This is a genomic window from Luteococcus japonicus (assembly GCF_003752415.1).
Lineage (GTDB): Bacteria > Actinomycetota > Actinomycetes > Propionibacteriales > Propionibacteriaceae > Luteococcus > Luteococcus japonicus.
On the sequence record NZ_RKHG01000001.1, the window covers coordinates 268597 to 293068 of the forward strand.

General features: G+C 67.5%; 22 protein-coding genes. 11 read left to right on the forward strand and 11 right to left on the reverse strand.

The window, feature by feature from the left end; all coding sequences use genetic code 11:
• Positions 1 to 26: 26 nt before the first annotated feature.
• The 5 genes from EDD41_RS01230 (at position 27) to EDD41_RS01250 (ending at position 7437) form a co-directional block, all read left to right on the forward strand.
• The gene (locus EDD41_RS01230; protein ID WP_094764598.1) at positions 27 to 641 is read left to right on the forward strand and encodes a hypothetical protein; all 615 of its coding nucleotides are present in this window, start codon (positions 27 to 29) and stop codon (positions 639 to 641) included.
• 51 nt (positions 642 to 692) lie between these two features.
• Positions 693 to 1370, forward strand: a complete 678-nt coding sequence (locus EDD41_RS01235) for a helix-turn-helix transcriptional regulator (RefSeq protein WP_123574692.1) — start codon at positions 693 to 695, stop codon at positions 1368 to 1370.
• Between the two features lie 58 nt (positions 1371 to 1428).
• A complete protein-coding gene (locus EDD41_RS01240) occupies positions 1429 to 4098 on the forward strand; it encodes a multicopper oxidase domain-containing protein (RefSeq protein WP_123574693.1) in 2670 nt (889 codons plus the stop codon).
• A gap of 95 nt (positions 4099 to 4193) precedes the next feature.
• Positions 4194 to 5087, forward strand: a complete 894-nt coding sequence (locus tag EDD41_RS01245) for a helix-hairpin-helix domain-containing protein (protein WP_123574694.1) — start codon at positions 4194 to 4196, stop codon at positions 5085 to 5087.
• Complete coding sequence (locus EDD41_RS01250; RefSeq protein ID WP_123574695.1) at positions 5074 to 7437, forward strand: ComEC/Rec2 family competence protein; 2364 nt, start codon at positions 5074 to 5076, stop codon at positions 7435 to 7437. The genes EDD41_RS01245 and EDD41_RS01250 overlap by 14 nt, the downstream gene beginning before the upstream one ends.
• A gap of 4 nt (positions 7438 to 7441) precedes the next feature.
• Here EDD41_RS01250 and EDD41_RS01255 read toward each other — a convergent pair whose 3' ends face one another.
• From EDD41_RS01255 to EDD41_RS01265, 3 genes are read right to left on the reverse strand one after another with little or no spacing between them, the layout of a single operon-like run.
• Positions 7442 to 8479 (reverse strand): glutathione synthetase, encoded by a 1038-nt coding sequence (locus tag EDD41_RS01255; protein ID WP_123574696.1) that lies wholly within the window; start codon positions 8477 to 8479, stop codon positions 7442 to 7444.
• Positions 8476 to 9681 carry a peptidase MATCAP family protein gene (locus tag EDD41_RS01260; protein WP_123574697.1) on the reverse strand — a complete coding sequence of 402 codons (1206 nt, stop codon included), beginning with the start codon at positions 9679 to 9681 and terminating at the stop codon, positions 8476 to 8478. Before EDD41_RS01260 ends, EDD41_RS01255 begins: the two co-directional genes overlap by 4 nt.
• Positions 9681 to 10460, reverse strand: a complete 780-nt coding sequence (locus EDD41_RS01265; RefSeq protein WP_211336692.1) for an N-formylglutamate amidohydrolase — start codon at positions 10458 to 10460, stop codon at positions 9681 to 9683. The genes EDD41_RS01260 and EDD41_RS01265 overlap by 1 nt, the downstream gene beginning before the upstream one ends.
• A 182-nt stretch (positions 10461 to 10642) precedes the next feature.
• On the opposite strand from EDD41_RS01265, the gene holA reads away from it, so the two are divergent.
• Complete coding sequence (holA, locus tag EDD41_RS01270) at positions 10643 to 11653, forward strand: DNA polymerase III subunit delta (RefSeq protein ID WP_123574698.1); 1011 nt, start codon at positions 10643 to 10645, stop codon at positions 11651 to 11653.
• Complete coding sequence (locus EDD41_RS01275) at positions 11650 to 12219, forward strand: GNAT family N-acetyltransferase (protein WP_211336546.1); 570 nt, start codon at positions 11650 to 11652, stop codon at positions 12217 to 12219. Before holA ends, EDD41_RS01275 begins: the two co-directional genes overlap by 4 nt.
• 81 nt (positions 12220 to 12300) lie before the next feature.
• On the opposite strand, the gene rpsT is transcribed toward EDD41_RS01275, so the two are convergent.
• Positions 12301 to 12561: a 30S ribosomal protein S20 gene (rpsT, locus tag EDD41_RS01280; protein WP_094764590.1), complete on the reverse strand. Its 261-nt coding sequence runs from the start codon at positions 12559 to 12561 to the stop codon at positions 12301 to 12303.
• A gap of 156 nt (positions 12562 to 12717) precedes the next feature.
• Here rpsT and lepA point away from each other — a divergent pair, with 156 nt between their 5' ends.
• Complete coding sequence (gene lepA, locus EDD41_RS01285; protein ID WP_170165189.1) at positions 12718 to 14607, forward strand: translation elongation factor 4; 1890 nt, start codon at positions 12718 to 12720, stop codon at positions 14605 to 14607.
• Positions 14608 to 14776: 169 nt separating this feature from the next.
• Here lepA and EDD41_RS01290 read toward each other — a convergent pair whose 3' ends face one another.
• Both EDD41_RS01290 and EDD41_RS01295 read right to left on the reverse strand, forming a co-directional pair.
• Positions 14777 to 16264, reverse strand: coding sequence for an alanine/glycine:cation symporter family protein (locus EDD41_RS01290; protein ID WP_123574700.1), 1488 nt, complete (start codon positions 16262 to 16264; stop codon positions 14777 to 14779).
• Between the two features lie 128 nt (positions 16265 to 16392).
• Positions 16393 to 16971, reverse strand: a complete 579-nt coding sequence (locus EDD41_RS01295; RefSeq protein ID WP_123576769.1) for a rhomboid family intramembrane serine protease — start codon at positions 16969 to 16971, stop codon at positions 16393 to 16395.
• A 147-nt stretch (positions 16972 to 17118) separates the two neighbouring features.
• On the opposite strand from EDD41_RS01295, the gene EDD41_RS01300 reads away from it, so the two are divergent.
• Positions 17119 to 18474: a GntP family permease gene (locus tag EDD41_RS01300; protein WP_123574701.1), complete on the forward strand. Its 1356-nt coding sequence runs from the start codon at positions 17119 to 17121 to the stop codon at positions 18472 to 18474.
• 1 nt (position 18475) lies between these two features.
• On the opposite strand, the gene EDD41_RS01305 is transcribed toward EDD41_RS01300, so the two are convergent.
• From EDD41_RS01305 to EDD41_RS01315, 3 genes are read right to left on the reverse strand one after another with little or no spacing between them, the layout of a single operon-like run.
• Entirely contained in the window at positions 18476 to 19312 is an 837-nt protein-coding gene (locus EDD41_RS01305) for a carbohydrate ABC transporter permease (RefSeq protein ID WP_123574702.1), read from the reverse strand.
• Positions 19309 to 20259, reverse strand: a complete 951-nt coding sequence (locus EDD41_RS01310) for a carbohydrate ABC transporter permease (protein ID WP_123574703.1) — start codon at positions 20257 to 20259, stop codon at positions 19309 to 19311. The genes EDD41_RS01305 and EDD41_RS01310 overlap by 4 nt, the downstream gene beginning before the upstream one ends.
• Positions 20259 to 21548 carry an ABC transporter substrate-binding protein gene (locus tag EDD41_RS01315; RefSeq protein WP_123574704.1) on the reverse strand — a complete coding sequence of 430 codons (1290 nt, stop codon included), beginning with the start codon at positions 21546 to 21548 and terminating at the stop codon, positions 20259 to 20261. Before EDD41_RS01315 ends, EDD41_RS01310 begins: the two co-directional genes overlap by 1 nt.
• 64 nt (positions 21549 to 21612) lie before the next feature.
• On the opposite strand from EDD41_RS01315, the gene hemW reads away from it, so the two are divergent.
• On the forward strand, positions 21613 to 22821 hold the full coding sequence (gene hemW, locus EDD41_RS01320) for a radical SAM family heme chaperone HemW (protein WP_123574705.1): 1209 nt from the start codon (positions 21613 to 21615) through the stop codon (positions 22819 to 22821).
• A 68-nt stretch (positions 22822 to 22889) separates the two neighbouring features.
• On the opposite strand, the gene EDD41_RS01325 is transcribed toward hemW, so the two are convergent.
• Both EDD41_RS01325 and EDD41_RS01330 read right to left on the reverse strand, forming a co-directional pair.
• Complete coding sequence (locus tag EDD41_RS01325; RefSeq protein ID WP_123574706.1) at positions 22890 to 23282, reverse strand: PIN domain-containing protein; 393 nt, start codon at positions 23280 to 23282, stop codon at positions 22890 to 22892.
• Positions 23276 to 23548, reverse strand: a complete 273-nt coding sequence (locus EDD41_RS01330; RefSeq protein WP_094764579.1) for a type II toxin-antitoxin system Phd/YefM family antitoxin — start codon at positions 23546 to 23548, stop codon at positions 23276 to 23278. Before EDD41_RS01330 ends, EDD41_RS01325 begins: the two co-directional genes overlap by 7 nt.
• 66 nt (positions 23549 to 23614) lie before the next feature.
• Between EDD41_RS01330 and EDD41_RS01335 the strand changes: the two genes are divergently transcribed.
• Positions 23615 to 24463 (forward strand): DUF3097 domain-containing protein, encoded by an 849-nt coding sequence (locus tag EDD41_RS01335; protein WP_094764578.1) that lies wholly within the window; start codon positions 23615 to 23617, stop codon positions 24461 to 24463.
• Positions 24464 to 24472 lie beyond the last annotated feature (9 nt).

Here is a 24472-nt window from a genome sequence, read left to right on the forward strand (position 1 = left end):
TGGTCGTCGGGCGCTAGCGTGGGGGCATGCGATTCGTGGTCTGTGCCGACCCGGACGGCGACGAGGCCGTCGACGGGGCCACCGTCCGTGGCCTGGCCACCGAGCTGGAGGGCCACGGCCACGTCTGCCACCTGGCGCTGGACCCGGGGACGCTCCCGCCACCCGAGAACGACGACTGGCTGCACGTCACGAGCGGATTCGCCCTACATGACAGCGGCTCGTCGAGGGTCCTTCAGGTCGTCGGCGCCTGCCTCGGGGCAGTCTCGGTGGACCTCTTCCTGGCGAACGACGATGAGGATGTCCTCGCCCACTGGGAGGTCCTGGACCCCCTGCTGCAACTTGTGGGGCTGGCCGGGGGAATCCTGTTCGCACGCGCCAGCGACGTCGCGGCCCTGTGCGGTGACCCGGACCAGGATCCGGTGATGGTTGGCCAGGCATGGGCAGAGGCCTACGGGCTGGCGCTGTGCGTGGTGGCGGACGACGTTCGAGTGAGCGCGGTCAAGGCCGATGGACGCACCACCGCGGCAAGTCGCGGGCCAGAAGCACTGGATCGTGAGGCCTTGGGGCAGCTGGTTGGCGGCTTCCTGACGAGCTATGGCAACAACCCAGCGGGGTTGGAGGCCGCGCTGCACGGTGCGTGAAAGAGGCAGGTCGGCGAATTCCCCCAGTGGAAGGCTTGTAAACTCCACTGCATGGCTGAACACGGTCCGATGGGACCTCCCGAGACTTCGGAGTCGCTTTCCATGTCGAGCGCCCGGGCAGCGGTCCTCGGTGCCGTGCGCGAGCGGGGTCGGCTGTGTTCGGTGAGGGAGATCGCCCAGGACTTCGACCTCCACCCGAACACCGTGCGCGAGCATCTCGACGCCTTGTTGGAGCAGGGCATGGTGGCCCGGGAGACCTCCTCGCCCACGGGGCGGGGACGCCCGGCGCTGCTGTACCGCGCCACCAGCGGCAGCGCCGATGCGATCCGGGACTACGAACTGCTGACCGATGTGCTCGCCGAGCAGATCTCTCGGACATCGGACCCCGAGGCGATGGCCCTGGCGGCCGGCCGGAGCTGGGCCCAACGCACTCTGGAGGAGAAGGGCGGCACGACGCGTCTGGCAGACCTCCCCGGTGAGATCGGCCGGTTGGGCTTCGAACCGACCATGCCCGATGAGCATGGCACCATCCTCCTGCGCAGCTGCCCCATCCTGGATGCCGCCAAGCGGCATCCGGATGTGGTGTGCACTGTGCACCTCGGCTACGTCCAGGCTCTCGTGGAGGCCGCAGGCCACGATGCTGCCGACACCGAGCTGACCCCCATGGGGGATCCGCAGGGATGTGCCCTGCGCGTGGCCGCCATTGCCCGGGAGAACCCACGGCGCTGAGCCGGAGGTGACCCCGCTGGGCGGTCGACGACGGAGCCGGGTTAGTATTTTGCACGATATGGACATTGCAAAAGCCTCGTCCGAGGGCTTGGACCGGACCGATCGCCTCACCCGGCGCGCATGGCACACCAGGGCTGCCCTGCCGATGGTCGTGTGGATGGTGCTCACGGTCGTGCTGGTCTCGGCCCATCGGGGGATCCCCCGTCAGGTCTGGCTGATGGTGCACTTCGTGACGCTGGGCATCGTCAGCAATGCCATCGTCGTGTGGAGCAACCACTTCGCCGATGCCGTCCTGCGCAGCCACCGGCAGGGGCATCGCCGTGAGATCTGGCAGCTGGTGATGCTGAACTCCGCCCTGACGCTGCTCAGCGTCGGCGTGGTCGGGCAGTGGGCCTTGCCGGTCTGGGCAGGTGTCATCGCTCTGGTTGGGATGGCGACGACCGGCATCGTCGGCATTGCCCGGCAGGCGCGGCACAGCCTTCCGGCACGCTTCGCGCAGGTGGTTGCCTGGTACCAGTGTGCCTCTGGCTGCCTCATCGTCGGTGCCGTCCTCGGGGGCCTGATGGCCGTGCCCTTCGGTCGTTGGAGCGACGCGATCCTGGCCAGCCACCTGGCATTCAATGTCTTGGGCTGGGTGGGCCTGACCATCTGGGGAACCCTGTGCACCCTGTGGCCGACGATGTTGCGGACCAAGGCCCCCGAGCGCGTCGAACGGGCTGCTCGCGCGGCGTTGCCGCTGATGCTCATCGGCGTCATCGTTACGGGCGTCTCCCCGCTGCTGCACCCGGTCGCGCCCGTGTGGTGGCGCATCGTGGGAGCCCTGGGCGTCGTGGCCTACCTCACGGGTGTCCTGACCCAGGCCGACCCCATGCTCCACGCCTGGCGCGGCAAGCGTGCCACAACCTTCCCCGTGCTGTCCGCCGGAGCGGGGCAGATCTGGTTGCTGGGTTGGCTGTGCTGGGTGCTGTGGCGGTGGATGGCCAGCCCGACGCCGGCCGTGCTGGTGGAGCACCTGCGCGGCACGGTGCCGGTCCTGCTCGTCGGCTTCCTGCTCCAGGTCCTGCTGGGGGCCCTGTCCTACCTCGTGCCCGTGGTGCTGGGCGGTGGTCCGGCCATGGTGCGCGGCACCAGCACGAGTTTTGAACGAGGCGCCGTCGCCCGCTGGGCGGTCGTCAACCTCTGCCTGGCGCTGTTCATGCTGCCCATCTCCTCGGTCTGGAAGGTCACCACCTCGCTGGCCGCCTTCATCGCACTGTCGGGATTCCTCGTGGTCGGCTGGCAGGCATGGCGGGTGCGCACGGGGGCCCGGCCGGCGCCGGAGGACGCGCCCCGAGCCCATCGGATGCGCAGGGGACTGGCCTGGGCCCTGGTCTGGGTGCTGTTGGCGGCATCCCTCGCCGCGGTCGTTGATCCGGTCTCCTTCAGGTCCCAGTTCGCGGGAACCCGGGGGACGGAATCCGGCGTCGCGGAGACGGGTCGCACCCGAACCGTGGACGTCGTGGCTCGCAACATGACCTTCACCCCCGATGTGATCACCGTCGACCCGGGGGACAGGCTGGTCATCCGTCTCACCAATGGCGACGAGGGGATGATCCATGACCTCGTGATGGCCAGTGGGGCCACCAGTGGGCGACTGTCGCCCGGTGAGAGTGCCAATGTCGACCTCGGAGTGGTGGGTCAGACCACCGACGGCTGGTGCTCGGTGGCGGGGCACCGGCAGATGGGGATGACCCTCCAGGTGCAGACCTCGGGTGCTTCCGCGGGCCAGCCCTCGTCCTCAGCCCATGACGGCCACGCCGGCGCGGACCCGGGGGCCGTCACGCCGTCACTCGACCTGACCAAGGAGTACTCCAGCGGTTGGAAGCCCCGCGACGCCGCCCTCGCTCCGGCCAGCACGCAGAAGGTGCACAAGGCCACCCTCCGGGTCACCGACGCGGTGATGGAGGTGGCGCCCGGAGTCAAACAGACCATGTGGACCTTCAACGGCAGCGCGCCCGGCCCCGTGCTGCGCGGCCGGATCGGGGATGTCTTCGAGATCACCCTGGTCAACGACGGCGGGATGGGTCACGGCATCGACTTCCACGCCGGAGCGCTGGCCCCCGACAAGCCGATGCGCACCATCGCGCCCGGGGAGAGCCTGGTCTACCGCTTCACGGCCAAGCGCGCCGGCATCTGGATGTACCACTGCTCGACGATGCCGATGACCCAGCACATCGCCAATGGCATGTACGGCGCCGTGGTGATCGATCCCCCGGACCTGCCGACCGTGGACAAGGAGTACCTGCTCGTGCAGGGGGAGCAGTACTACGGGGCGGATGCGGATGGTGCTCCGGGCGTCGCGGATATGGGCAAGATCATGGCGGAGAAGCCCGATTCCGTGGTCTTCAACGGATTCCCGGCGCAGTACGACAAGAGTCCCCTGACGGCCCGAGTCGGTGAGAGGGTGCGTTTCTGGGTGCTCGACGCCGGGCCGAACCGGGCGTGGGCCTTCCACATCGTCGGGACGCAGTTCGACAGCGTGTGGTTCGAGGGCGGCTGGCGGCTGCGCAACGGGACAACACCAGGCGTGGCCGGCGCCACGTCGGGAGGCAGCCAGACCTTGGGAATGCTCGCCAGTCAGGGCGGCTTTGTGGAGACCAGCTTCCCGGAGGCGGGCCACTATGCCCTTGTCAACCACCAGATGGTGGACGCGGAGCGAGGGGCACACGGCATCATGCAGGTACGCTGAGACGGCCCTGTCCACAGATTTGGGTTGCCGAGGAATTGTCCACAGCCGCCGTCACCACGGGTGGTCCGTGAGGCTGTGACGCACACACTGCGGGTGTGAAGAACCATGACCCACACCTCGACGAGTACGCCAGGGCCAGGCTGGCCTATGTGACCGCGGGGCGTCCACCACTCGTGCTGGGGCCCCGGCACCTGGCAGACCAACGCGACGCCGAGCCGACGGATCTGGGCTTCGATGATGATGCGGGCTGGTCGCAGGAGCCGCAGGTCCATGAACCGGGTGCAGCACACCGCCCCGTCCTGCATCGTGCCGGCGAGCTCGCGCGGGGCCATGTGAAGGCGATTGCCGCGGTCCTGCTGGCGGCACTCGTGCTCACGGCGCTGGTGGTGCAGCGTTCCCGCCCGACCACGGTTCCCCTGGAAGAGGTGCCGGTGACACTGCCCACGCACGCGGCCGCCGCACCATCCGTGGGCGCCAGCCTCGCCACCCCCTCGGCCGCCGCCACTCCGGACCATCTCAAGGTCCACGTTCTGGGGGCCGTCGTCACACCGGGTGTGGTGCGCTTGCGCAGCGGCGCACGCGTCCAGGACGCGGTGACGGCGGCCGGTGGGCTGGCCGGGTCTGCGGCCATCGGGGAACTCAACCTGGCTGCCCCGGTCATGGACGGTGACCAGGTCCTGATCGGCACCCGTCGCCGCCCGCGCGGCGTGGTGCGGCACGCGGGGGAAACCGCGCCTGCCCCTCTGCCGAGTGCCGCGGCGGGGTCCGCGGGAGCCAGCGGCGGGGCGGTGGGTGGTGGCGTGCTGGACCTCAACAACGCCACCGCCGAACAACTGGACACACTGCCCGGGGTGGGACCGGTCACGGCGCAGCGGATCCTCGAATGGCGCACCAGTCACGGACGGTTCAGCAGGGTCGAGGAATTGCAGGAGGTGGACGGTATCGGCCCCAAGACCTATGCCAACCTCTCCAGCCATGTCCGCGTCTGACGACCAGACCCCGGTGGCAGATCGCCTGGACCTGCGGCTGGTGCCCGTGGCCGGCGGGGCCTGGGCCGGATCCTGGTGGGGCACCAGTCCCACTCTGGACACGGGCCTCGCCCTCCTGACACTGGTGCTGGCGGTCGCTGCGCTGCTCCACCGCGTGCGCGGGGCCGCGACCTCACTCGCAATGGTGGGGGTACTGCTGGCGACGGGTTGTCTGGGGCTGGCACGGCACACGATGCTGGACCAGAGCCGTGCGGCCCAGCTGGCCGACGAGCGAGCCTCGGTCTGCCTCGTCGCACGATTGGAGACCGATGTGCGTCGCCACCCGGCCCGGGGGGTGCTGCCGCCGTCGGCGAGTGTGCCCGCGGACCTGCTCGTCATCGAAGGACGCGGCCGGTCAGTGCAGCAACGAGTTCCGGTCCAGGTCCGAGGCACCGGCCCCTTGGCGGATTCGCTGGCCAGCGTGCCGGCGGGCACCACCCTGCGCATGTCGGGCCGGCTTGCGCCCGCGGACCCGGGCCAGCGATGGGCGGCCATTCTCACACTCCGGTCACCTCCGCAGCGCGTGCGTGGTCCCGGGCGGATGGCTCGGGCCATCAACCACCTGCGCGCGGGCCTGCGTGCCTCCATGCGGCACAGTCCACCCTCTCAAGCCGGGTTGCTGCCATCGCTGGTGGTCGGGGACACCTCCGCGCTGGACCCCGAAGTGGAGGAGAGTTTCAAGGCCACGGGGCTCACGCACCTCACGGCGGTCTCCGGGACGAATCTGTCCCTCACCCTGGTATTCCTGCTGGGGGCCGCCCGCTGGGCGGGAGCACGCGGCTGGTGGGTGCGGGCCACCGGTCTCTTCGGGGTGGCGGCCTTCGTCATCGTCTGCCGAGCCGAACCCAGTGTCCTGCGTGCCGGGGCGATGGGGCTGGTGGCGCTGGCCGGCCTGGGTCTGGCGGGTGGCAGGGGACGCGGACTGCGGCACCTGTGCGTGGCTGTCTGGTTCCTGGTGATGATCGACCCGTGGCTGGGACGTTCCCTGGGCTTTGCGCTGTCCACCCTGGCGACGGCCGGAATCCTGTGGTGGGGCCAACGCTGGACCAGGGCGATGTCCTGGGCCCCGGCCTGGGTGGGCGAGGCGGTGGCCATTCCGCTGGCCGCCCAGCTCGCCACGCAGGTGGTGGTCACGAGCATCAGCGGGTCCATCTCGGTGGTCGGCCTGGCGGCCAATGCCGTCGCCGCCCCCTTCGTGGGCCCGGCCACGGTGCTCGGACTGGTGGCGGCCCTGATCTCTCCGCTGTCTGGCTGGGTGGCGGCTGGGGTGGGCTGGCTCGCCGGCTGGTCCGTGCAACCGGTCCTGTGGATTGCCACGGCTGGGGCCTCCCTGCCGGCGGCCACGTGGCGCTGGCCCGGCAGTGCGACGATGCTCGGGTTGTTGGCAGGACTGTGCCTCGTGGCGTCCTTCCTGGTACCGGCCCTGCTGGGAAACCGGGTGCTGTGCGGGGCCGCTGCGGCGCTCCTCATGGTGGCCAGTCTGCGGGCGCCCCAACCCCTTGGCTGGCCGGGGGAATGGACGGCAAGCTTTTGCGATGTGGGGCAGGGGGACGCCACGGTCCTGCGGGCTGCCCCCGGCCAGGCAGTGGTCGTGGACGTCGGTCCGGATCCTGCCCCGACACTGGGCTGCTTGCGGGCACTCGGAGTGAACCGCGTGCCGCTGCTGGTGCTCACCCACTACCACGATGACCACATCGAGGGCCTGGCGCGGCTGCTGGATGCCATGCCGGTGCGAAGCGCCCTGCTGAACCCATCCCTGTCGCCACAGACGGGAGCCGCCAGGGTGCAGCGTCTGCTGGCCATCCATGGGGTGCCCGTGATCTGGGCGGCCTCCGGCCAGTTGCTGCGGGCGGGTGCCGTCACCTGGCAGACGGTGGGGGTGGGAGCACAGGCAGTGCTCGCCTCCAGCGGTGAGGGGGAGAACTCGGCAGAGAATGACTCCTCGATCGTCGCGGTCGCGGACATCGCCTCGCCACAGGGCAGGCTGCGGCTCGTGCTGGGCGGTGATGTGGAGCCCGCGGGTCAACAACGGGTCGTCGCCCAGGGCTGGCAGCCACGGGCCCACGTGCTGAAGATGCCGCACCACGGCTCCAGCCGTCAGGACCAGCGCTTCTGGTGTGAGTCGGGGGCCCGAGTGGCGGTGGCCAGCGCCGGTTTCCGCAATGGCTACGGCCACCCGGCGCGCAAGGCCCTGTCGCTCGCGAACGAGTGTGGGATGGCGGTGCTGCGCACAGACCTGCAGGGCTCGCTGTCGATGTGGGTCGACGAGGCTGGCCTGCAGGTCCGTGCGCAACGCGACGGTCCGCCGTGAGGGGTCACATGGCGGCGAGCGTCTTGTTCGGCAGTCCGTGCGGGTAGTGGGAGCGCATCTGGACCTTGCGCTCCAGGGCCTCGATCACCTTGGGGGTGAAGTCCACGTCGTAGATGTTCTGTGTGCTGCCCAGCCCACCCGGAGTGAACACATTGATCTCCATCAGCTTGTCGCCGACGATGTCCAGCCCCACCAGGAACATCCCGTCGCTGACCAGCTTCGGGCGGATGGCACTGACCATCCTGAGCATCTCGTCAGTGATCTCGGCCTCACGGATGTGGCCGCCGGCCGAGACATTGGAGCGCATGTCGGAGGTCTCGTTGACTCGTCGGAAGGCCGCGTACTTGCCGTCCACCTTGAGCGGCTTGCCGTCCATCACGAACAGCCGGGTGTCTCCTTCAGCCGCTGCCGGCAGGTACTCCTGGGCGACGACGTAGCCATCGCGGGCAATGGCCTCGATGATCTGGTTCAGGTTGGGCGATTCCTCCTTGGTGACCAGGAAGACCCCGGAACCGCCCGAACCCTGCAGGGGCTTCAGCACCGCCTGGCCACCCAGGTCCTTGACGAAGGAGGCGATCTGCTCCTGGTCCCGGCTGATCAGCGTCTTGGGGCGGACGACCTCGGGGAAGTGCTGGAAGTAGGCCTTGCTCATGGCCGTCGCCAGGGTCTCGGGATCATTGACCACAAGCACGCCGGTGGAGGCGATCAGCTGCCCGAAGGCGACGCCTGCGGTGCTGGCCCAGGGGCGCTCGGGGTCACTGGCAGGGTCCGAGCGCAGCATGATGACGTCGAAGTTACCCAGGGCGGTCTGCTCGCCCTGGCTGGCCTTCAGGTCGTCGAGGTAGCGCTTGTGGGAGCGGTAGCTCTTGTCCGTGGCGGCGCGAACCAGAGCGCCGAGGGAGCCGTCTGGCAGGTAGTTGAAGTCGCCCAGGCCGATCAGCCCCACCTCATGTCCCAGCTGGCTTGCCGTCAGGGCGAGCCGGGTGGTGGTGTAGCCGGGCTGTTCGGTGGCGATGTCATTGACGACGAAACCGATCTTCATGGAAGGTCCTCCTTGGTGGTGCTGTCGATGTAGCCGCTGACCTGGGTGGACAGTGGTGAGTGGGGTGCCCTTTCGAGGCGCCTGGTGCAGGTGGTGTCGGTCAGGTAGCGGGGAATGATCTTGGGTGCCGTCAGCAGGCCGGCCTCGTCGAGCCCCTCCACGCGGGGCAGGTCCGCGAGGGCGAACTTGCCGAGGTGGAAGAGGTCGAGCTTCCCGCCCTGCTCCAGATGGACCAGCAGGTCCACGAGGCCACGCAGGTAGCAGGCGTCCTTGGGGAAGCCGCCCGAGCGGTGGACGCGCATCACCGTCGTGAAGGCGCTGCCGCGACGGAAGCCACGGCTGACCAGCTGCTGCCAACAGTCGCCGAAGCTGGCACCGGAGACCATGGCCTCCACGGTCAGCACCCGCCCCGCGAGTTGCCGCAACCTGGTTCGGGTCAGTTCACCCACGGCAATCTCCGCCAGGACCGCCAGCCCCTCCTGGGTCTCGTCATATCCCGCCAGCCCTGCACCCAGACAGCGCAGTGGCTGGTCGGCGCCGTTGACCTGGGTGACCAGATGGGTGCCGATCTCATGTTGCAGCAGGGCATTGGCCCGGCGCCGTTGGACGGCCGCATCGGATCCGATCAACAGAGTGTCGCCGCTGACCAGGACGCCATTCACGTCATCGCGGATCTCGGCGTGCATCACCACGTCCGGGTTCTGTTCCTGGTACCAGCTGATCTCGCGCACGGCGAGTTCGTGGAACTCAGTGGCATGCACCGGGTCCGAAGGTTCTGGTTCGTGACCCACCTCATCAAGGACCTGCTGCGCAATCTGGTGCAGGTCCGGCGTGACCGAACCGTAGAGCTCCAGCGCCATGGGCAGGAAGTCCGGGCTGTTGCGAGCCCGCAACAGCTCCGCCTGCAGCCTCAGCTCACGGACCTTGCTGGTGAGCAGCTCCGCCACTGACGGATCCTCGATCCCCCCGAGGTCCAGCCGGTCCAGGGTGGCGAGCACCACGTCGGGGTCGGTGGAGAGTTCACGGTAGGTGAATCGTGGTTCCGACATGTCCCCGGCCAGCCACTCCCTGCGACGTTCGGTGGCGTCGACGGGAGTGAGGTCCAGCAGGAAGCGGAAGCTCTCGGAGAGCTGGGCCAGCTGCTCGTCGACGGACTGTGCGACGGGGCCCAGTGCGGGTGGGGGTGTGACCGGGGCGGACATCAGCCGTCCAGCCCGTGACCGGACCGCAGCGCCGTCAAGACGGGCTCCTGGGTCGCGGCGAGGAGCTGGGAGAGGTCGGCCACCTGCCCGGCGTCGAATTCGCCGGTCCACTCGTCCATGAAGGTCTTCTTGAACTCCAGTGCGAGGGCGCAAGCCCGTCCTGGGTAGCGCTCGTGCACCCAGGCGGTCAGGTGTGCGCCCTTGAAGCGAACATTCTCGCGCACGTCCAGGCGGCCCTGCGAGGTCTCGGCGGCCGCGGCGCTGGTCATGAATGCTTCCACCACGTCGCCCCACAGATCGCGGTCGACGCTGCCGGTGCCGACATTGATGTCCGGGTTGTCCTGCAGGGGAGACGGATCCGCCTCGGCGCCGTCGCGGCGGTGGTTGTAGGAGTGCACGTCGTAGAGGACGAAGGGGCCCCGGGCCGCCACCTCGTCCAGGCGCTCTGCCAGGTCGCGGTAGAAGGCCTCGTGCTGCTCCAACGAGCGTTTGGCGACGTCGGCGGGCAACTCGCCGCCGCGCCAGACCTCCAGGCCCCAGCAGTCCTCGGGGCGACGGTAGACGGCCTTCTCCGGCGGACGGTCAGGTCCATCTCGAAGCGGGAGCGGTTCACGACGACGCGAGCGGGCACCAGCTGGCCGATCAGGTGGGTGCAGGGATCCTCCTCGCGCAGTCGGTCCCGCTCGTCCAGGACCATCAGGTCCGCCGTCTCGTCGCGGAGCTGGTGACCTGTGTGGATGGCCGTGGCAATGATGGGGGAGTCCTAGGTGCCGAGGAATTCATAGGGCGCGGTGGTGGTCCCGTCCATGGTGAAATCGTGTCATGAAAACCCGTCTGACAAGCACTGCTCTCGCCGACGGCGAACACGCACAGAGCGAAAATGGGGCCTCTTGGGTGCAGGCTGGTGAATGGACGCCGTGCCTCGAGGACAGTGTCGGTGGGGGCTGGCATGCTTGGCCCCATGGCAGGTCAACGCGGCGCACGTCCCCAGCAGGTTCCCACCGAGGGCTTCGGCAACTGCCTGCTCGTCCTGGGTCCTGAATCCCTCATCGCGGAGCGGGCCGTCGCCGAGCGGATCGCGATCGCGCGCAGGCAGGTTCCCGACGCCGAACTGACCCGGGTCACGGCCCAGGAGCTCGAAGGCAACCGGTTGGCCGAACTGGTCGGTGGCTCACTCTTCTCGGAGGCGAGCATCGTGGTGATCGAGGACCTCGCCAATCTGTCGCAGGACCTCTTCGACGCCGTGCTCGTCAGCGCCAAGGACCCCGGCGAGGAACTGAGCCTGACCCTGGTGCACGGCGGGGGCAACAAGGGCAAGGGCCTGCTGGACAAACTCAAGAAGGCGAAGGTCCCAGTCATCGAGGCCACCGCCGTCAAGACCTGGGAACTGCCCGGATGGGTGCGACAGGAGGCCCGTCGCACCAAGGTGGGCATGGACGACGAGGCGGCCCAGGCTCTGGTGGACGCCGTCGGCAATGACTTGCGTGCCCTGGCCGGAGCGGTCAGTCAACTGGGTAGTGACTGGGAGGGCAAGGCCGTCACGGCACCGATGATCCAGCGTTACTTCGCGGGCCGGGCCGATGTCACGAGCTTCGCCGTCAGCGACGACATCATGGCCGGACGGCCCGGACCCGCACTGGAGAAGCTGCGCTGGGCGCTGTCCACGGGCGTCGCGCCCGTCTTGGTCACCAGCGCCATCGCGTCCTCCCTGCGGGGGTTGGGCAAATACCTGGATGCCCGCTCCGCCCGGATGTCGGAGGGGGAGATGGCCCGGGAAGTGGGAGTTCCGCCCTGGAAGCTCAAGGACCTTGCGCGGCTCTCACGCTCCTGGACCGGGCCCGGCGTGTCCCAGGCCCTCAGGGCCGTGGCCGTGGCGGATGCGCAGGTGAAGGGCGCAGCCAGTGACTCGCACTTCGCGCTGGAGCAGTTGTTGCTGAACGTGGACCGGGCGCACCAGCTGGAACGTCGGTGACCCCGACGCTGCGGACCAGGCGCCTGCTGCTGGTGCCTTTGGACACCCGCCAACTTGCGGCGCGCGCGGCCAGTGATGACTTCTGCTTGCAGGTCCACGCGGCGGGCCGGGTGCACTTCGGCCCCGAACACCCGGGTGAGCTGACTGGCCTCTACCCCTTGTGGTTGGCGGCGACGCCCCATCCCGGGGCAGTCCTGGGCACCTGGACGGTTGTGCACCGCGCGGATGCGGAAGCGGTCGGGTCTGTGGGGATCAAGGGACCGCCCTGCGATGGCATTGTGGAGATCGGCTACGGCGTGGTGCCCAGTCATCGTGGGCAAGGCCTGGCCGCCGAGGCTGTCGATGCCGTCTGCCGCGTCCTGTTCCGCGGCGGTCTGGGCCGGGTGGAGACCATTCAGGCGGAGACCAGGGTGGACAATCTTCCCAGTCAGGCGGTGCTGCGCCGTTGCGGCTTCACCATGACAGGGGAGCGGAGCGACCCGACGGATGGTCAGCTGCTCATCTGGTCACTGGAACCACAAGACCAGCGTCTCGATCCCCAGTCGGATCGAGACGCTGGTCAGTGAAGATCTGTCACGCCACCTGTGGCGTTCACATCATGCGTGTCACGCACATCATGCGTGTCATGCGTGCCCGAAGGCAGCGGTTCAGAGCGAGGCGGCCTTGGTGCTGATGGACGACTTGCGGTTGGCGGCCTGGTTCTTGTGGATGACGCCCTTGGAAACGGCCTTGTCGAGCGCGCGGTTGGCAGCTGAGGCCAGAGTGGTGGCCTTCTCGTTGTCGCCCGCAGCGACAGCCTCATTGAAGCGACGCACGGAGGTGCGCAGACCGGACTTGATCGCCTTGTTGCGCTGACGAGCCTTCTCGTTGGTCTTGATGCGCTTCATCTGGGACTTGATGTTTGCCACGTGGATAACCCTCTTGACTGGATTGGATTGGAAGTTTTTTTGTAAAGCCTTGATGCGTCTTTGGACGCGACTGGACACATTACCAGCCAGGGGCGGCGAGGCTCAAATCGGGGGCGCTGCGTCATCGGATGGTTTCCCCGGAGCGAGCATGAGAAGATGGCTCGTCCCACCTGTACCTACACGACGACGGGGAGTGCATTGAGCGCGCCACAGCCCGGATCAACCAACCCGGCGATCATTCGCAACTTCTGCATCATTGCGCACATCGACCATGGCAAGTCGACCCTGGCGGACCGGATGCTGCAGCTGACCGGTGTCGTCGACTCCCGGGCAATGCGCGCCCAGTACCTGGACCGGATGGACATCGAGCGCGAACGCGGCATCACCATCAAGAGCCAGGCGGTCCGTATGCCGTGGACCGTCGATGACCAGGTGCACGTGCTCAACATGATCGACACCCCTGGTCACGTCGACTTCACCTATGAGGTCTCCCGGTCGCTGGCCGCCTGCGAGGGCGCGATCCTGCTGGTTGACGCCGCTCAGGGGATCGAGGCCCAGACGCTGGCCAACCTGTACTTGGCGATGGAGAACGACCTCACCATCATCCCCGTGCTGAACAAGATCGACCTGCCCGGCGCCCAGCCCGAGAAGTACGCCGCAGAGCTGGCTGGCCTGGTGGGCTGCGAGCCCTCCGAGGTGCTGCTCTGCTCGGCCAAGACGGGCGTCGGCGTGCCCGAGCTGCTCGACCAGATCGTGAAGCAGGTGCCCGCACCGGTCGGTGACGCCACGGCTCCCGCGCGCGCCCTGATCTTCGACTCGGTCTACGACACCTACCGTGGCGTGGTCACCTATGTGCGAGTGGTCGACGGCGAGCTGAACCACCGCGAGAAGATCCTGATGATGAGCACCCGCGGCACCCATGAGGTGCTGGAGGTGGGCGTGATCAGCCCCGAACCGTTGAAGTCGCCCGCGATCGGCGTCGGCGAGGTGGGCTACCTGATCACCGGCGTGAAGGATGTTCGTCAGTCGCGCGTCGGTGACACCGTCACGACCCTGAACCGCCCTGCCGAGAACGACCTGGGCGGCTACCGACACCCGAACCCGATGGTCTTCGCCGGTCTCTATCCGATCGACGGCGACGACTTCTCGGTGCTGCGCGAGGCGCTCGAGAAGTTGCAGCTCAATGACGCCGCACTGACCTACGAGCCCGAGACCTCCGGCGCCCTGGGCTTCGGCTTCCGCATCGGCTTCCTCGGCCTGCTGCACATGGAGATCGTGCGTGAGCGCCTGGAGCGCGAGTTCAACCTGGACCTGATCAGCACCGCCCCGAACGTGGTCTACCGCGTCGTGATGGAGGACGGGAAGGAGTTCACGGTCACGAACCCGTCGGAGTACCCCGAGGGGAAGATCGACAAGGTCTACGAGCCCGTCGCGAAGGCCACCATCCTGACCCCGACCGAGTACATCGGCACCATCATGGAGCTGTGCCAGCAGAAGCGTGGCATCCAGACGGGTATGGACTACCTCAGCGAGGACCGGGTCGAGATCCGCTACGTCCTGCCGATGGGCGAGATCGTCTTCGACTTCTTCGACGCGTTGAAGAGCCGCACCAAGGGCTATGCCAGCCTCGACTACGCCGTCGACGGTGAGGAGGCGGCCGACCTGGTGAAGGTCGACATCCTGCTGCACGGGGACCCGGTCGACGCCTTCAGCGCCATCGTGCACCGGGACAAGGCCTACGCCTATGGCGTGGCGATGGCCAGCAAGCTCAAGGAACTGATCCCGCGCCAGCAGTTCGAGGTGCCGATCCAGGCCGCCATCGGTGCGCGGGTCATTGCCCGTGAGACCATCCGCGCCATCCGCAAGGACGTGCTCGCCAAGTGCTACGGCGGCGACATCTCCCGCAAGCGCAAGCTGCTCGAGAAGCAGAAGGCCGGCAAGAAGCGAATGAAGATGGTCGGCTCCGTCGAGGTGCCCCAGGAGGCCTTCGTCGCCGCGCTGCAGACCGGTGAGGGCGGCAAGGACAAGGAAGGCAGCAAGAAGTAGGTCAGCCGGGGGAGTGCAGCCCCTCGACAGGCTCGGGGATCGTGGTTCCGCAGAAAGGGCGGATCGGCTGCATCCCAACTGGTACCCAGGGCTGTGCGGTGTCAATGACAGTGGGCCCATGGTCGCGCGAAGCGGCGACCATGGGCCCACTGGATTTGGGTGCCAGAGGTCAGGTGGCGCTCAGGGAGTCCTCACCGGACGGGTGGAACCACTTGCCCGCCTCGTGGCCGGGCCGCTTGTGCCAGACCTCTCCGGGGATGTCGTCCTGCATGAAGCGGTTGTCGTCCAGGTTGAACTGGGCGGTCACCGGGTCGGGCTGGGACTCGAAGTCACGCAGGGCGGCGACGGCGTACTTGCCGAGGAAGACCAGGGAGACCAGGTTGGTGACGGCCATCAGGGCCATGGCAATGTCGGCCAGGGACCACACCAGGTCGAGCGCCAGGACGGCGCCCAGCGCGGTGGAGGCGATGGTCATGATGCGGATGGCCAGCTCGCCGACCCTGCCCCCACGCATGAAGTCCATGTTGATCTCGGCGTAGGTCTCATTGCCCAGCAGGGTGGAGAAGGCGAAGACGAAGACCAGCAGCGTGAAGACCGGCCCCACCCAGCTGCCGAGGGAGTAGGCCATCGCGTCCTGGGTCAGGGTGGCACCCGCCATCGCCTTGGTGGTGATCCCGGGGGTGTACACCGAGGCGTCGGACAGCAGGATCACCACGGCCGTGGTGGTGCAGACCATCATCGTGTCGACGAAGACGCCGAGCGACTGGATCAGGCCCTGGTGCACCGGGTGGCTCGTGGTGGCAGCCGCCGCCGCATTGGGGGCCGAACCCATGCCGGCCTCATTGGAGTACATGCCGCGCTTGACCCCGTTGAGCACGGTGGCCAGCAGTCCGCCACCGACGCCGGCCAGGGTCTGGTCCAGGCCGAAGGCACCCTTGACGATGGTCGCGATGGCGTGCGGCACCTCGCCGAGGTTCATCACGATGATGGCGGTGGCGAGCAGCACGTAGATCAGCGCCATGATCGGGGCCATCCACTCGGTGACCTTGGCCACCTTCTTCACGCCACCCAGCACCACGGCCCCCACCGCGACCGCCAGCAGTGCGGCGGTGACGTAGGGGCTGATGCTGAAGGACTTCTCGAAGACGGCGGCAATCGTGTTGGCCTGCACCATCTGGAAGACGAAGCCGAAGGTGAAGACCAGCAGCACCGCGAACAGGATGCCCATCGGGCGGCTCTTCAGGCCACGCTGCATGTAGTACGCGGGTCCGCCCCGGAAGCTGCGGTCATGGTGCGGAACCTTGTAGAGCTGCGCCAGGGTGGCCTCGACGAAGGCCGTGGCCATGCCGAGCGAGGCCATCAGCCACATCCAGAAGATGGCGCCGGGGCCACCGAGTGCCAGTGCGATGGCGACACCGGCGATGTTGCCCGTGCCGACGCGTGAGGCCAGCGAGATGCAGAAGGCCTGGAAGGAGCTGATGCCGTCGCCTGCACCGGTGCGCGAATCCAGCGCGACCCGAAGCATGGTGCGGAAGTGACGCAGCTGCATCGCGCGGGTCAACAGCGTGAACGTGATGCCGGCGAGGATGACGAGCACGATCAGCACCCAGCTGAGCGAATCGTTGAGCCATCCGACGACCGAGTTGATGGTGTCCATGTGGAGGTCCTACCTGTAGGTGCCGTCGTCGGGGGTCCCACACTGGGAAGCGGCCGACTGAGGCAAGTCAGGGGACAATTCCACCACACAACCCGGCTGATCCCGTGCGGCGGCCCCGTGGTGCGCGCTCAGGAGGTGCGGCGAGCGTGCACCATCCTTGCGGCCAGCAGCCCGCCGATGGCGCCCCCCAGATGGCCCTGCCAGGAGACTCCCGGGGTGGTGGGCAGCACACCCCACAACACGCTGCCGTAGACGATGAAGACGACGATGCCAACCAGCACCTGCCTCCAGTCCCGGCTCCACCAGCCACGGCTGAGCAGGTAGGTGAGCCATCCGAAGACCACGCCCGAGGCGCCCAGCGTCAACGTTCCGGGCGGGCTGAGCAGCCACGCGGCGAGCCCCGAGGTGAGCACCACCACGAGGGTGGTGAGCAGCCACCGCCGGATGCCGGACATCGCCACCAGGAAGCCCAGGACCAGAAGGGGAAGCGAGTTGTTCATCAGGTGCTGCCAGCCCAGGTGCAACCATGGGGCGGTGAACATGCCCCACAGGCCGTCGAGGTCCCAGGACTGCAGCCCCAGCCGGTCGAGGCCGTGGAAGGTGAGGGTGTCGATGAGCTCCAGCACCCACATGACGCCCACCGGCACCCCCGCCAGCTGGAGGCTGCGTCGGGTGTCCTGGGTGTCGTGTCGGGGAGAGGGGACCATGGGCTCGCTCATGGCTCCAGTCTGACCCGATCCACCAAGTTTCGACAGCAGGGGTGGTGGGACGCGGGAGTCCGGAGCTGCGCTGTTAGGCTCACCAATGGTCCGTCCAAAGGTGTTCGGATGCTGGTCGGCAGACAAGGACTTCCCATGCTCGTCATGCACACGGTGATCGCCATCGCGGCGGTCGTCCTGCTCATCATCAAGTTCAAGATCGATCCGGTGATCAGTCTGGTGGTGGGCTCGATCTACCTGGGGCTGGCCGGTGGTGTCGGCTTCCCCGGGACTGTCGAGGCCATCACCAAGGGTTTCGGCAGCATCATGGCCAGCGTGGGCCTGCTGATCGGCTTCGGGGTGCTGATCGGGGCCCTGCTGCACACCACGGGTGCCTTCACCAAGATGGTCCGGGTGCTGCTGAGGATCTTCGGTCCCACCCGCATCCCCTATGGCCTGGCCCTGGCGCTGGCCACGGTCTTCCCGTCGATCTACGTCGACGTGCAGGTGGTGCTGGCCGCACCGGTGGCGAGGCAGGCGGCCAAGCACATGGGCCCCAATGGCCTGGCGTTGGTCTCCGGAGCGCTGGGCATTGGCATCTTCAGCGGCTACGTCTTCGTGGTTCCCGGGCTGTCCGCCATCTCGATTGCGGGTCTGATGAACATCTCGCTGGGCAAGTACCTGCTCTTCGGCATGGTGATCGGACCGGTCACGGCCCTGTTGACGGTGATCGTCTTCCGGCAACTGTTGCGCTTGGGCTGGTGGAATGCCGCGAAGGACGAGGAGGAGTCGGAGGCCCTGCTGGAGTCCGAGGCACGGGCCCAGGCCGCCGACCTGGAGGAGTCGACGGTCCGGACCCCGCCGCTGGCCCTGAGCCTGCTGCCGATTGCCGTCCCGTTGGCGATGATCGCCTTCGGTGCCTTCGCCGAACTCTTCGACTTCAGCAACCAGTTCATCGAGTTCATCGGCAATGCCAACATCGCCCTGTTCGTGGGGCTGGTGATGGCCTTCGCGCTGGCGCTGCGCACCGTGGGCCGTGAGGGGGCCAACGAGGCCTTCGGTGACGGCCTGCAGACCAGTGGCGAGATCCTTCTCGTCACGGGCATCGGTGGCTCGCTCGGCGCTGTGATCAAGGCGACAGGTCTGGCCTCGGTGCTGGCCGGGATGTTCGACGCCGATGCGGGTGCTCCCGTGGTGGTCAGCATTCTTCTCGCCTGGTTCATCGCGGCGCTGCTGCACCTTGCCATCGGGTCTGTCTCCGTGGCGGCCATCACGGCGGCCGGCATCGTCGCACCGCTGTTGGGTCAGATGGACGTCAACCCGGTGGCCGTCGGACTGGGCATCGCCTCCGGTTCGCTGTTCGCACTGCACGTCAACAGCAACTTCTTCTGGATGTTCAAGTCGCTGTTGGGGCTGAGCACCTCGGGCAGCCTGAAGACGATGACCACGGTGACCACCATCGGCTCCCTGCTCTCACTGCCGATGGTGATCGGCATCGGCCTGGTCGCCTGAGCTACTTCATGCCGGAGGTCTCGACCCCTTCGACGAGGTAGCGCTGCAGGAAGAGGAAGACACCCACCACGGGGATGATGGCCACCAGCGCGCCGGTGAACAGCACGGGGTAGTTCACGCCCTGGCTGGTCATGAACTGGCTCAGCGTCACCTGGACGGTACGGGTGTTCTCGCGGGCGACGAGCAGCGGCCACAGGAAGGCATTCCAGCTGCCGATGAAGGTGATGGTCCCCACCGCACCGACGATGCCCAGGGAATTGGGTGCCACGACACGCCAGAAGGTGGCCCAGGGATTGGCGCCGTCGATCATGGCGGCCTCCTCCAGGTCTGCCGGGAATCCCAGGAAGCTCTGCCGGAACATGTAGGTGGCGAAGGCGCTGAACATGCCGGGAACCACCAGGCCCCGGAAGGAGTCGATCCACCCCAGCTGGGCGGTCATCACGAACATCGGGATGAAGGTGACCGAGGCCGGCACCATCAGCGTGAACAGGGTGAAGCCCAGCAGGATCCGGGACAGGCGGTTGTCGTAGCGGGCCAGCGCGTATCCGGCCAGCAGGCTGATCAGCACCGTCAAGGTCGTCTGGCTGAGGGCCATCACGGCCGAGTGCCACATGGCCGGCACCATGCCCACATTGTCCTGGGCGAACAGGGCACGCAGGTTGTCCAGGTTCACCTGGTCCGGCAACCAACGCCACCGGGGAGCCGTGATCAGCTTGTTGGAGGCGAAGGCATTGCGCACCAGCACGTAGAATGGCAGCAGGAAGAGCACGCTCAGCAGCACCAGCAGGGCATAGCGGGCGGCCTGGAGACCCCTGCCCCGACGGGAGGCGACGATCATCGGTTGCCCTCCTTGCGTTCACTGCGGGTGACCAGCCAGTTCTGCAGCAGGCCGAAGAAGACGATCAGCGCCGTGATGATCATGGTGCCGGCACCGCCCAGGCCCAGGTCCTGCTGACCGCCACCCAGACTGATCAGGTACAGGTGCACCAGCGGAGGCCGGGCATAGGGCGGGTAGGAGCCCATGGATCCCAGCACGTTGAAGAACTCGTCGAAGGCCTGGAAGGCGCCGATCAGCAGCAACATCAGGACGGCAACCGAGGTGGCGCGTAGCTGCGGCAGGGTGATGTGGCGCAGCAGCCGCCAGCCCGAGGCGCCGTCGATGGCGGCGGCCTCATAGGTCTCGCGCGGGATCTTGTTGAGCCCCGCGATGAACAGGATCATGTAGAAGCCGGCCTGCAGCCACAGGCGCAGGCTGACCAGCACCAGCCAGTACCAGGAATTGGTGCCGCCCAACCAGTTCACGTTCTCGCCACCCACCTGGCGCAGCATGGAATTGGCCAGGCCGAAGCGGGTTCCGCTGAAGAAGGCCAGGCGCCAGATCATGGCGGCGATCACGTAGCTGACGGCCGTCGGGATGAAGAAGACCGACCGGAAGAAGGCCTGGCCGGTCTTGATCCCGTCGAGCAGCAGTGCCAGCGCCAGCGAGCAGGCGAAGGTCAGCGGCACGATGAAGGCGCTGAAGCCGATGAAGGTGACGATCGAGTCCCGGAAGAGCTTGTCACCCAACAGGTAGCGGTAGTTCCCCAGGCCGACGAACTTGGTGGGCGTCACCGTGTTGCGGGCGTCGAAGAAGGAGAGGTAGGCGCTCCAGATGATGGGGATGTAGACGAACAGCGCAAGGCCCACCACGAAGGGGGCGATGAAGGCGAGGAACCACCAGTTGCGGCCCTGGTGGCCGCCGAGGCGGCGCACCAGGGACGTTCGTGGCTGGGCGGTGCTGCCCATCAGCCCTTGACGCGCTTGAGTTCGGCGGTCACCCTGCTGCCGACAGCGGCCAGTTCCTTGGCCGGGTCCGCCTTCTTCTTGATGATGTTGCTGACGGCCGCGTTGAAGGCGTCACCCATGGCGCCGGACCACAGGATGTCGCTGGCCGGCTTGCCGAAGTCCGCCAGGATCTTGGCGGCATCGGCACCCGCACCCTCGGCCAACTTGGTGCACTTGGGGGCCAGTTCCCCCTGGGCGGGAACGTGGGTGCCGTAGTTGTTGGCGAAGTCCACCTGGTGGTCGGTCTGGTCCACCCAGAGCCACTTCACGTACTCCTTGGCGGCCTCGACATTGGCTCCCTTGGCGGCGACGCAGGCACCGAAGGCGCCGAACATCGTCGCCTGCTTGCCCTTGTCACCGACGGCCGGGAAGGGAAGCACGCCGAAGTCATCACCCAGCGTCTTCTGGATGTCGGTCATGGACCACAGGCCGCCCCACTGCATCGCCGTCTCCTCATTGGCGAAGGGGGACCCGTCGAACCAGTCCTTGCTGGCGCTCTGCAGCAGTGCGCCGGAGTTGAACAGGTCCCGGAAGTCGGTCAGGGCCTTGTAGAAGCTGGCGTCGAGGAAGCCGGCCTTGGTCCTGCCCTCGTCGAACCAGTCATTGCCCGAGGCGTAGAGCAGGGCGGTGGGGATGGGGCCGATGCCGTCGTTGCCGACGAACAGGCCACCCATGTCCTTGGTCTTCAGCTTGTTGGCGGCGGCCACCAGCTCGGTGAAGGTCTTGGGCGGCTGCAGTCCCGCCTTCTCCAGCAGGCTCCTGCGGTAGTAGAGCAGGTGCATGTCCACCACCTGCGGGATTCCGTATATCTTGCCCTCGTAGCTCATCCGCTCGATCAGTTCGGGATTGAACCTGCTCTTTGCCTCGCCGATCGCGTCGGTGAGGTCGGCCACCTGACCGGCCTTGATCATGTCGATGCTCGGGCCCATCTCGGACTCGAAGACATCCGGGATGTTCTTGGTGAGCAGGGCGGCGGAGAGCAGCTTGGCATAGTCGCCGGCATTCCACTTCACCTGGACGCTGGCCTTGTCATAGCCCGCGGCGTACTTCTTGACGGCGTCCTGGGTGCCCGCCTCGCCGTACTCGTGGTACCACTGGGTCAGGCTGACCGCGTTCCCGGCCGCCGAGCCGGAGGCGCTGGGGGAGGAGCCTTCACCGATGCCGCCCTTGTTGCTGCCACACGCGCTCAGGGCTCCGGCAGCGACGGCACTGCCGGCCATGGTGATCAGGTTTCGACGTGTCAGGTTCATGGCCCGAGCATAGTTCCTCGCGAGCTTGAAAGTATGATCTTTCCAGGGTGAGTACTGTGGCGCAGTGCCTTCCGTGCTCCCCGACGGCGAACCCGTCCCCACCACCGGTGAACTCCCCGCGTCCGCGCGCTCCGAGCTGGCCGCCACGCCCCTGAGCATCTACCTCCACGTGCCCTTCTGCGCCACCCGGTGTGGCTACTGCGACTTCAACACCTACACCGCCAATGAGCTGCAGGGCACGGGAACCGACGACTACCTGCGTGCCGCCCATGCGGAGATCGACCTGGCCCGTGGCGTCCTGGGTGATGGCCACCCGGCGGCCAGCACCGTCTTCTTCGGGGGCGGCACCCCGACCATGCTCTCCGGTGGTGAACTGTCCGGCCTGCTCGCTCATGTGCGGGATGCCTTCGGCCTGGAGGCCGACGCCGAGGTCACCACCGAGGCGAATCCGGAGACCGTCACCCCCGAACTCCTCGACGAGCTGCTGGCCGGCGGTTTCACCCGGATCAGCCTGGGCATGCAGTCCGCGCGGCCGCACGTCCTGCAGGTGCTGGAGCGTCGCCACACGCCGGGGCGGGCCGTCGAGGCTGCGAAGCTTGCCCACGCCGCGGGTTTCGGCGACGTCAGCCTGGACCTGATCTACGGCACCCCCGGGGAAAGCCTCGACGACTGGCGCGCCAGTCTGGAGGCCGCCCTGGAGGCCGAGCCGGAGCATGTCAGCGCATATGCGTTGATCGTCGAGGATGGCACCCGGTTGGCCCACCAGATCCGGCGTGGACAGCTGCCGATGACCGACGACGACGACCTCGCGGACAAGTACCTGCTGACCGAGGACGTGCTGACCGGGGCTGGCTTCGACGCCTACGAGGTGAGCAACTGGTCGCGCGGCCCCGAGCATCGGGCCCGGCACAACATGGCCTACTGGCTGGGCCACACCTGGTGGGGGATCGGGCCGGGTGCCCACAGCCATGCCGGTGGCGTGCGCTGGTGGAATGCGAAGCACCCACGCAGCTACGCCGCGGCCCTGGCCGAGGGACACAGCCCCGGCGCCGGGCGGGAACTGGTGTCCGCCGAGGATCGCCGGATCGAACGGGTGCTGTTGGAGCTGAGGTTGTCCGACGGACTGCCGTGGGAGGTGCTCACGGACTCCGAACTGGGCCGGGTCCCCGGCTTCGTGGAGCGCGGCCTGGCCCGGATCACCCACGAGCGGATGGTTCTCACCCTGCAAGGCCGCCTGCTGGCCGACGCGGTGATCCGCGACCTGCTGGACTGAAGCCGAGTCAGGCCGGGGCGTCGAGCCCGGTTCGGGTCAGGGTGAACCAGGGGAGCGTGGCGCCGGGATCAGCGTCCGGGCGAGAGGGTCCGGACGCCGATGCTCGTCAACAGGTCCAGCATCTCGCGGTCATAGGTGATCACTGCATCGCACTCCAGGGCGAGGGCGGTGGCGACGTGGATGGCGTCGGCGGCTCGCAGACCCCAGCGGGACGCGGCGGCGCGAATCATCAACGGCCGGTCCACGTCGACCAAGGTGATTGTCCCGAGAACTGTTGTGACGGTGCCAGCTGGAATCCCTCGTCGGTGTGCCGCGCAGTGGAGCTCAGTGTGCAGCATCCACGACGACATGCGCTCGGTGCCGTCTGGCAGGGAGTCGAGGTGATCCGCCAAGGCCAGTGATTCAGCCTCTTCCACTGCGAGTTTCAGGACCGCAGAGGTGTCGAGGTAGACCTTCACCACTCGCCCCGAAGGTCAGCCAGGATCTCCTCGGTGGTGACATCGAGTTTCACGGCGTGCTCGGAGACAAGATCCCTGAAGTTCACATGGGGTAGGGCGGGGCGGAGCTTCCCCTGCAGCCGGAGACGCTCCACCGGATCCGTGACCGGCGGCGAGAGCGTCGCGACCAGCTTCCCGTTGTTGGTCACGTCGATGATCTCGCCGGCCGCCACGCGGCGCAGGATCTCGGCGCTGTTGTTCCGCAGCTCGCGGTGGGCGATCGTGGTCATGTAGCAAATGTAGCAATCGCGTGGCGGGTGGGGGAAGGGACAGGTGCTGGGGTAACGTCGCGCGACGTGGATCGCTACAGCAAGGACGTCCTGAGCGCGGGATGGCAGAAGGCCGGCAAGCCGCAGACCGTCGACATGCCGATGGAACTGGGCATGATCGTCGAGGAACCCTCCACGGGTTTCACCGGCGAGATCGTCAAGTGGGAGAACGGCGTCGTCGTGCTGGAGAACTACAAGCTCAAGCGGCGCTCCTTCCCCGTCGGTCCGGGCTTCGTCGTCGAGGGCCAGCCGGTGAAGTTGTGCGTCCCGCCCCGCACAGGCAAGGCCGAGCAGAAGTACACCGCCTCCGGATCGCGGGCGAGCGAGAAGACCACCGCGAAGGTGGCCCTGCCCAGCCGGATCTACGTCGAGGGACGCCACGACGCGGAGCTGGTGGAGAAGGTCTGGGGCGACGACCTGCGCCACGTCGGCGTGGTGGTCGAGTACCTGGGTGGCATCGACGACCTGGTGGGCATCGTCGCGGAATTCAAGCCGGAGAAGGGACGACGGCTGGCCGTGCTGGTGGACCATCTGGTGACCGGCTCCAAGGAGTCGCGGATCGCGCGCGACGTGGCCAAGGGTGGCTACGGCGAGTACGTGATGATCGGCGGCCACCGCTTCATCGACGTCTGGCAGGCGGTGAAGCCAGAGCGGGTCGGGGTCAAGAAGTGGCCCGAGATCCCCATGGACGTCGACTGGAAGAAGGGAACCCTGGCCGCGCTGAACCTTCCCCACAAGGACCAGAAGGATGTCGCGCAGGCCTGGCAGGCCATCCTCGCGCGCGTCACCAGCTTCCGGGACCTGGAGCCCAGCTTCAACACCGAGGTGGAGAAGCTGATCGACTTCGTCACCCAGGACCACGTCGACGAATTCTGAGTCCCACCG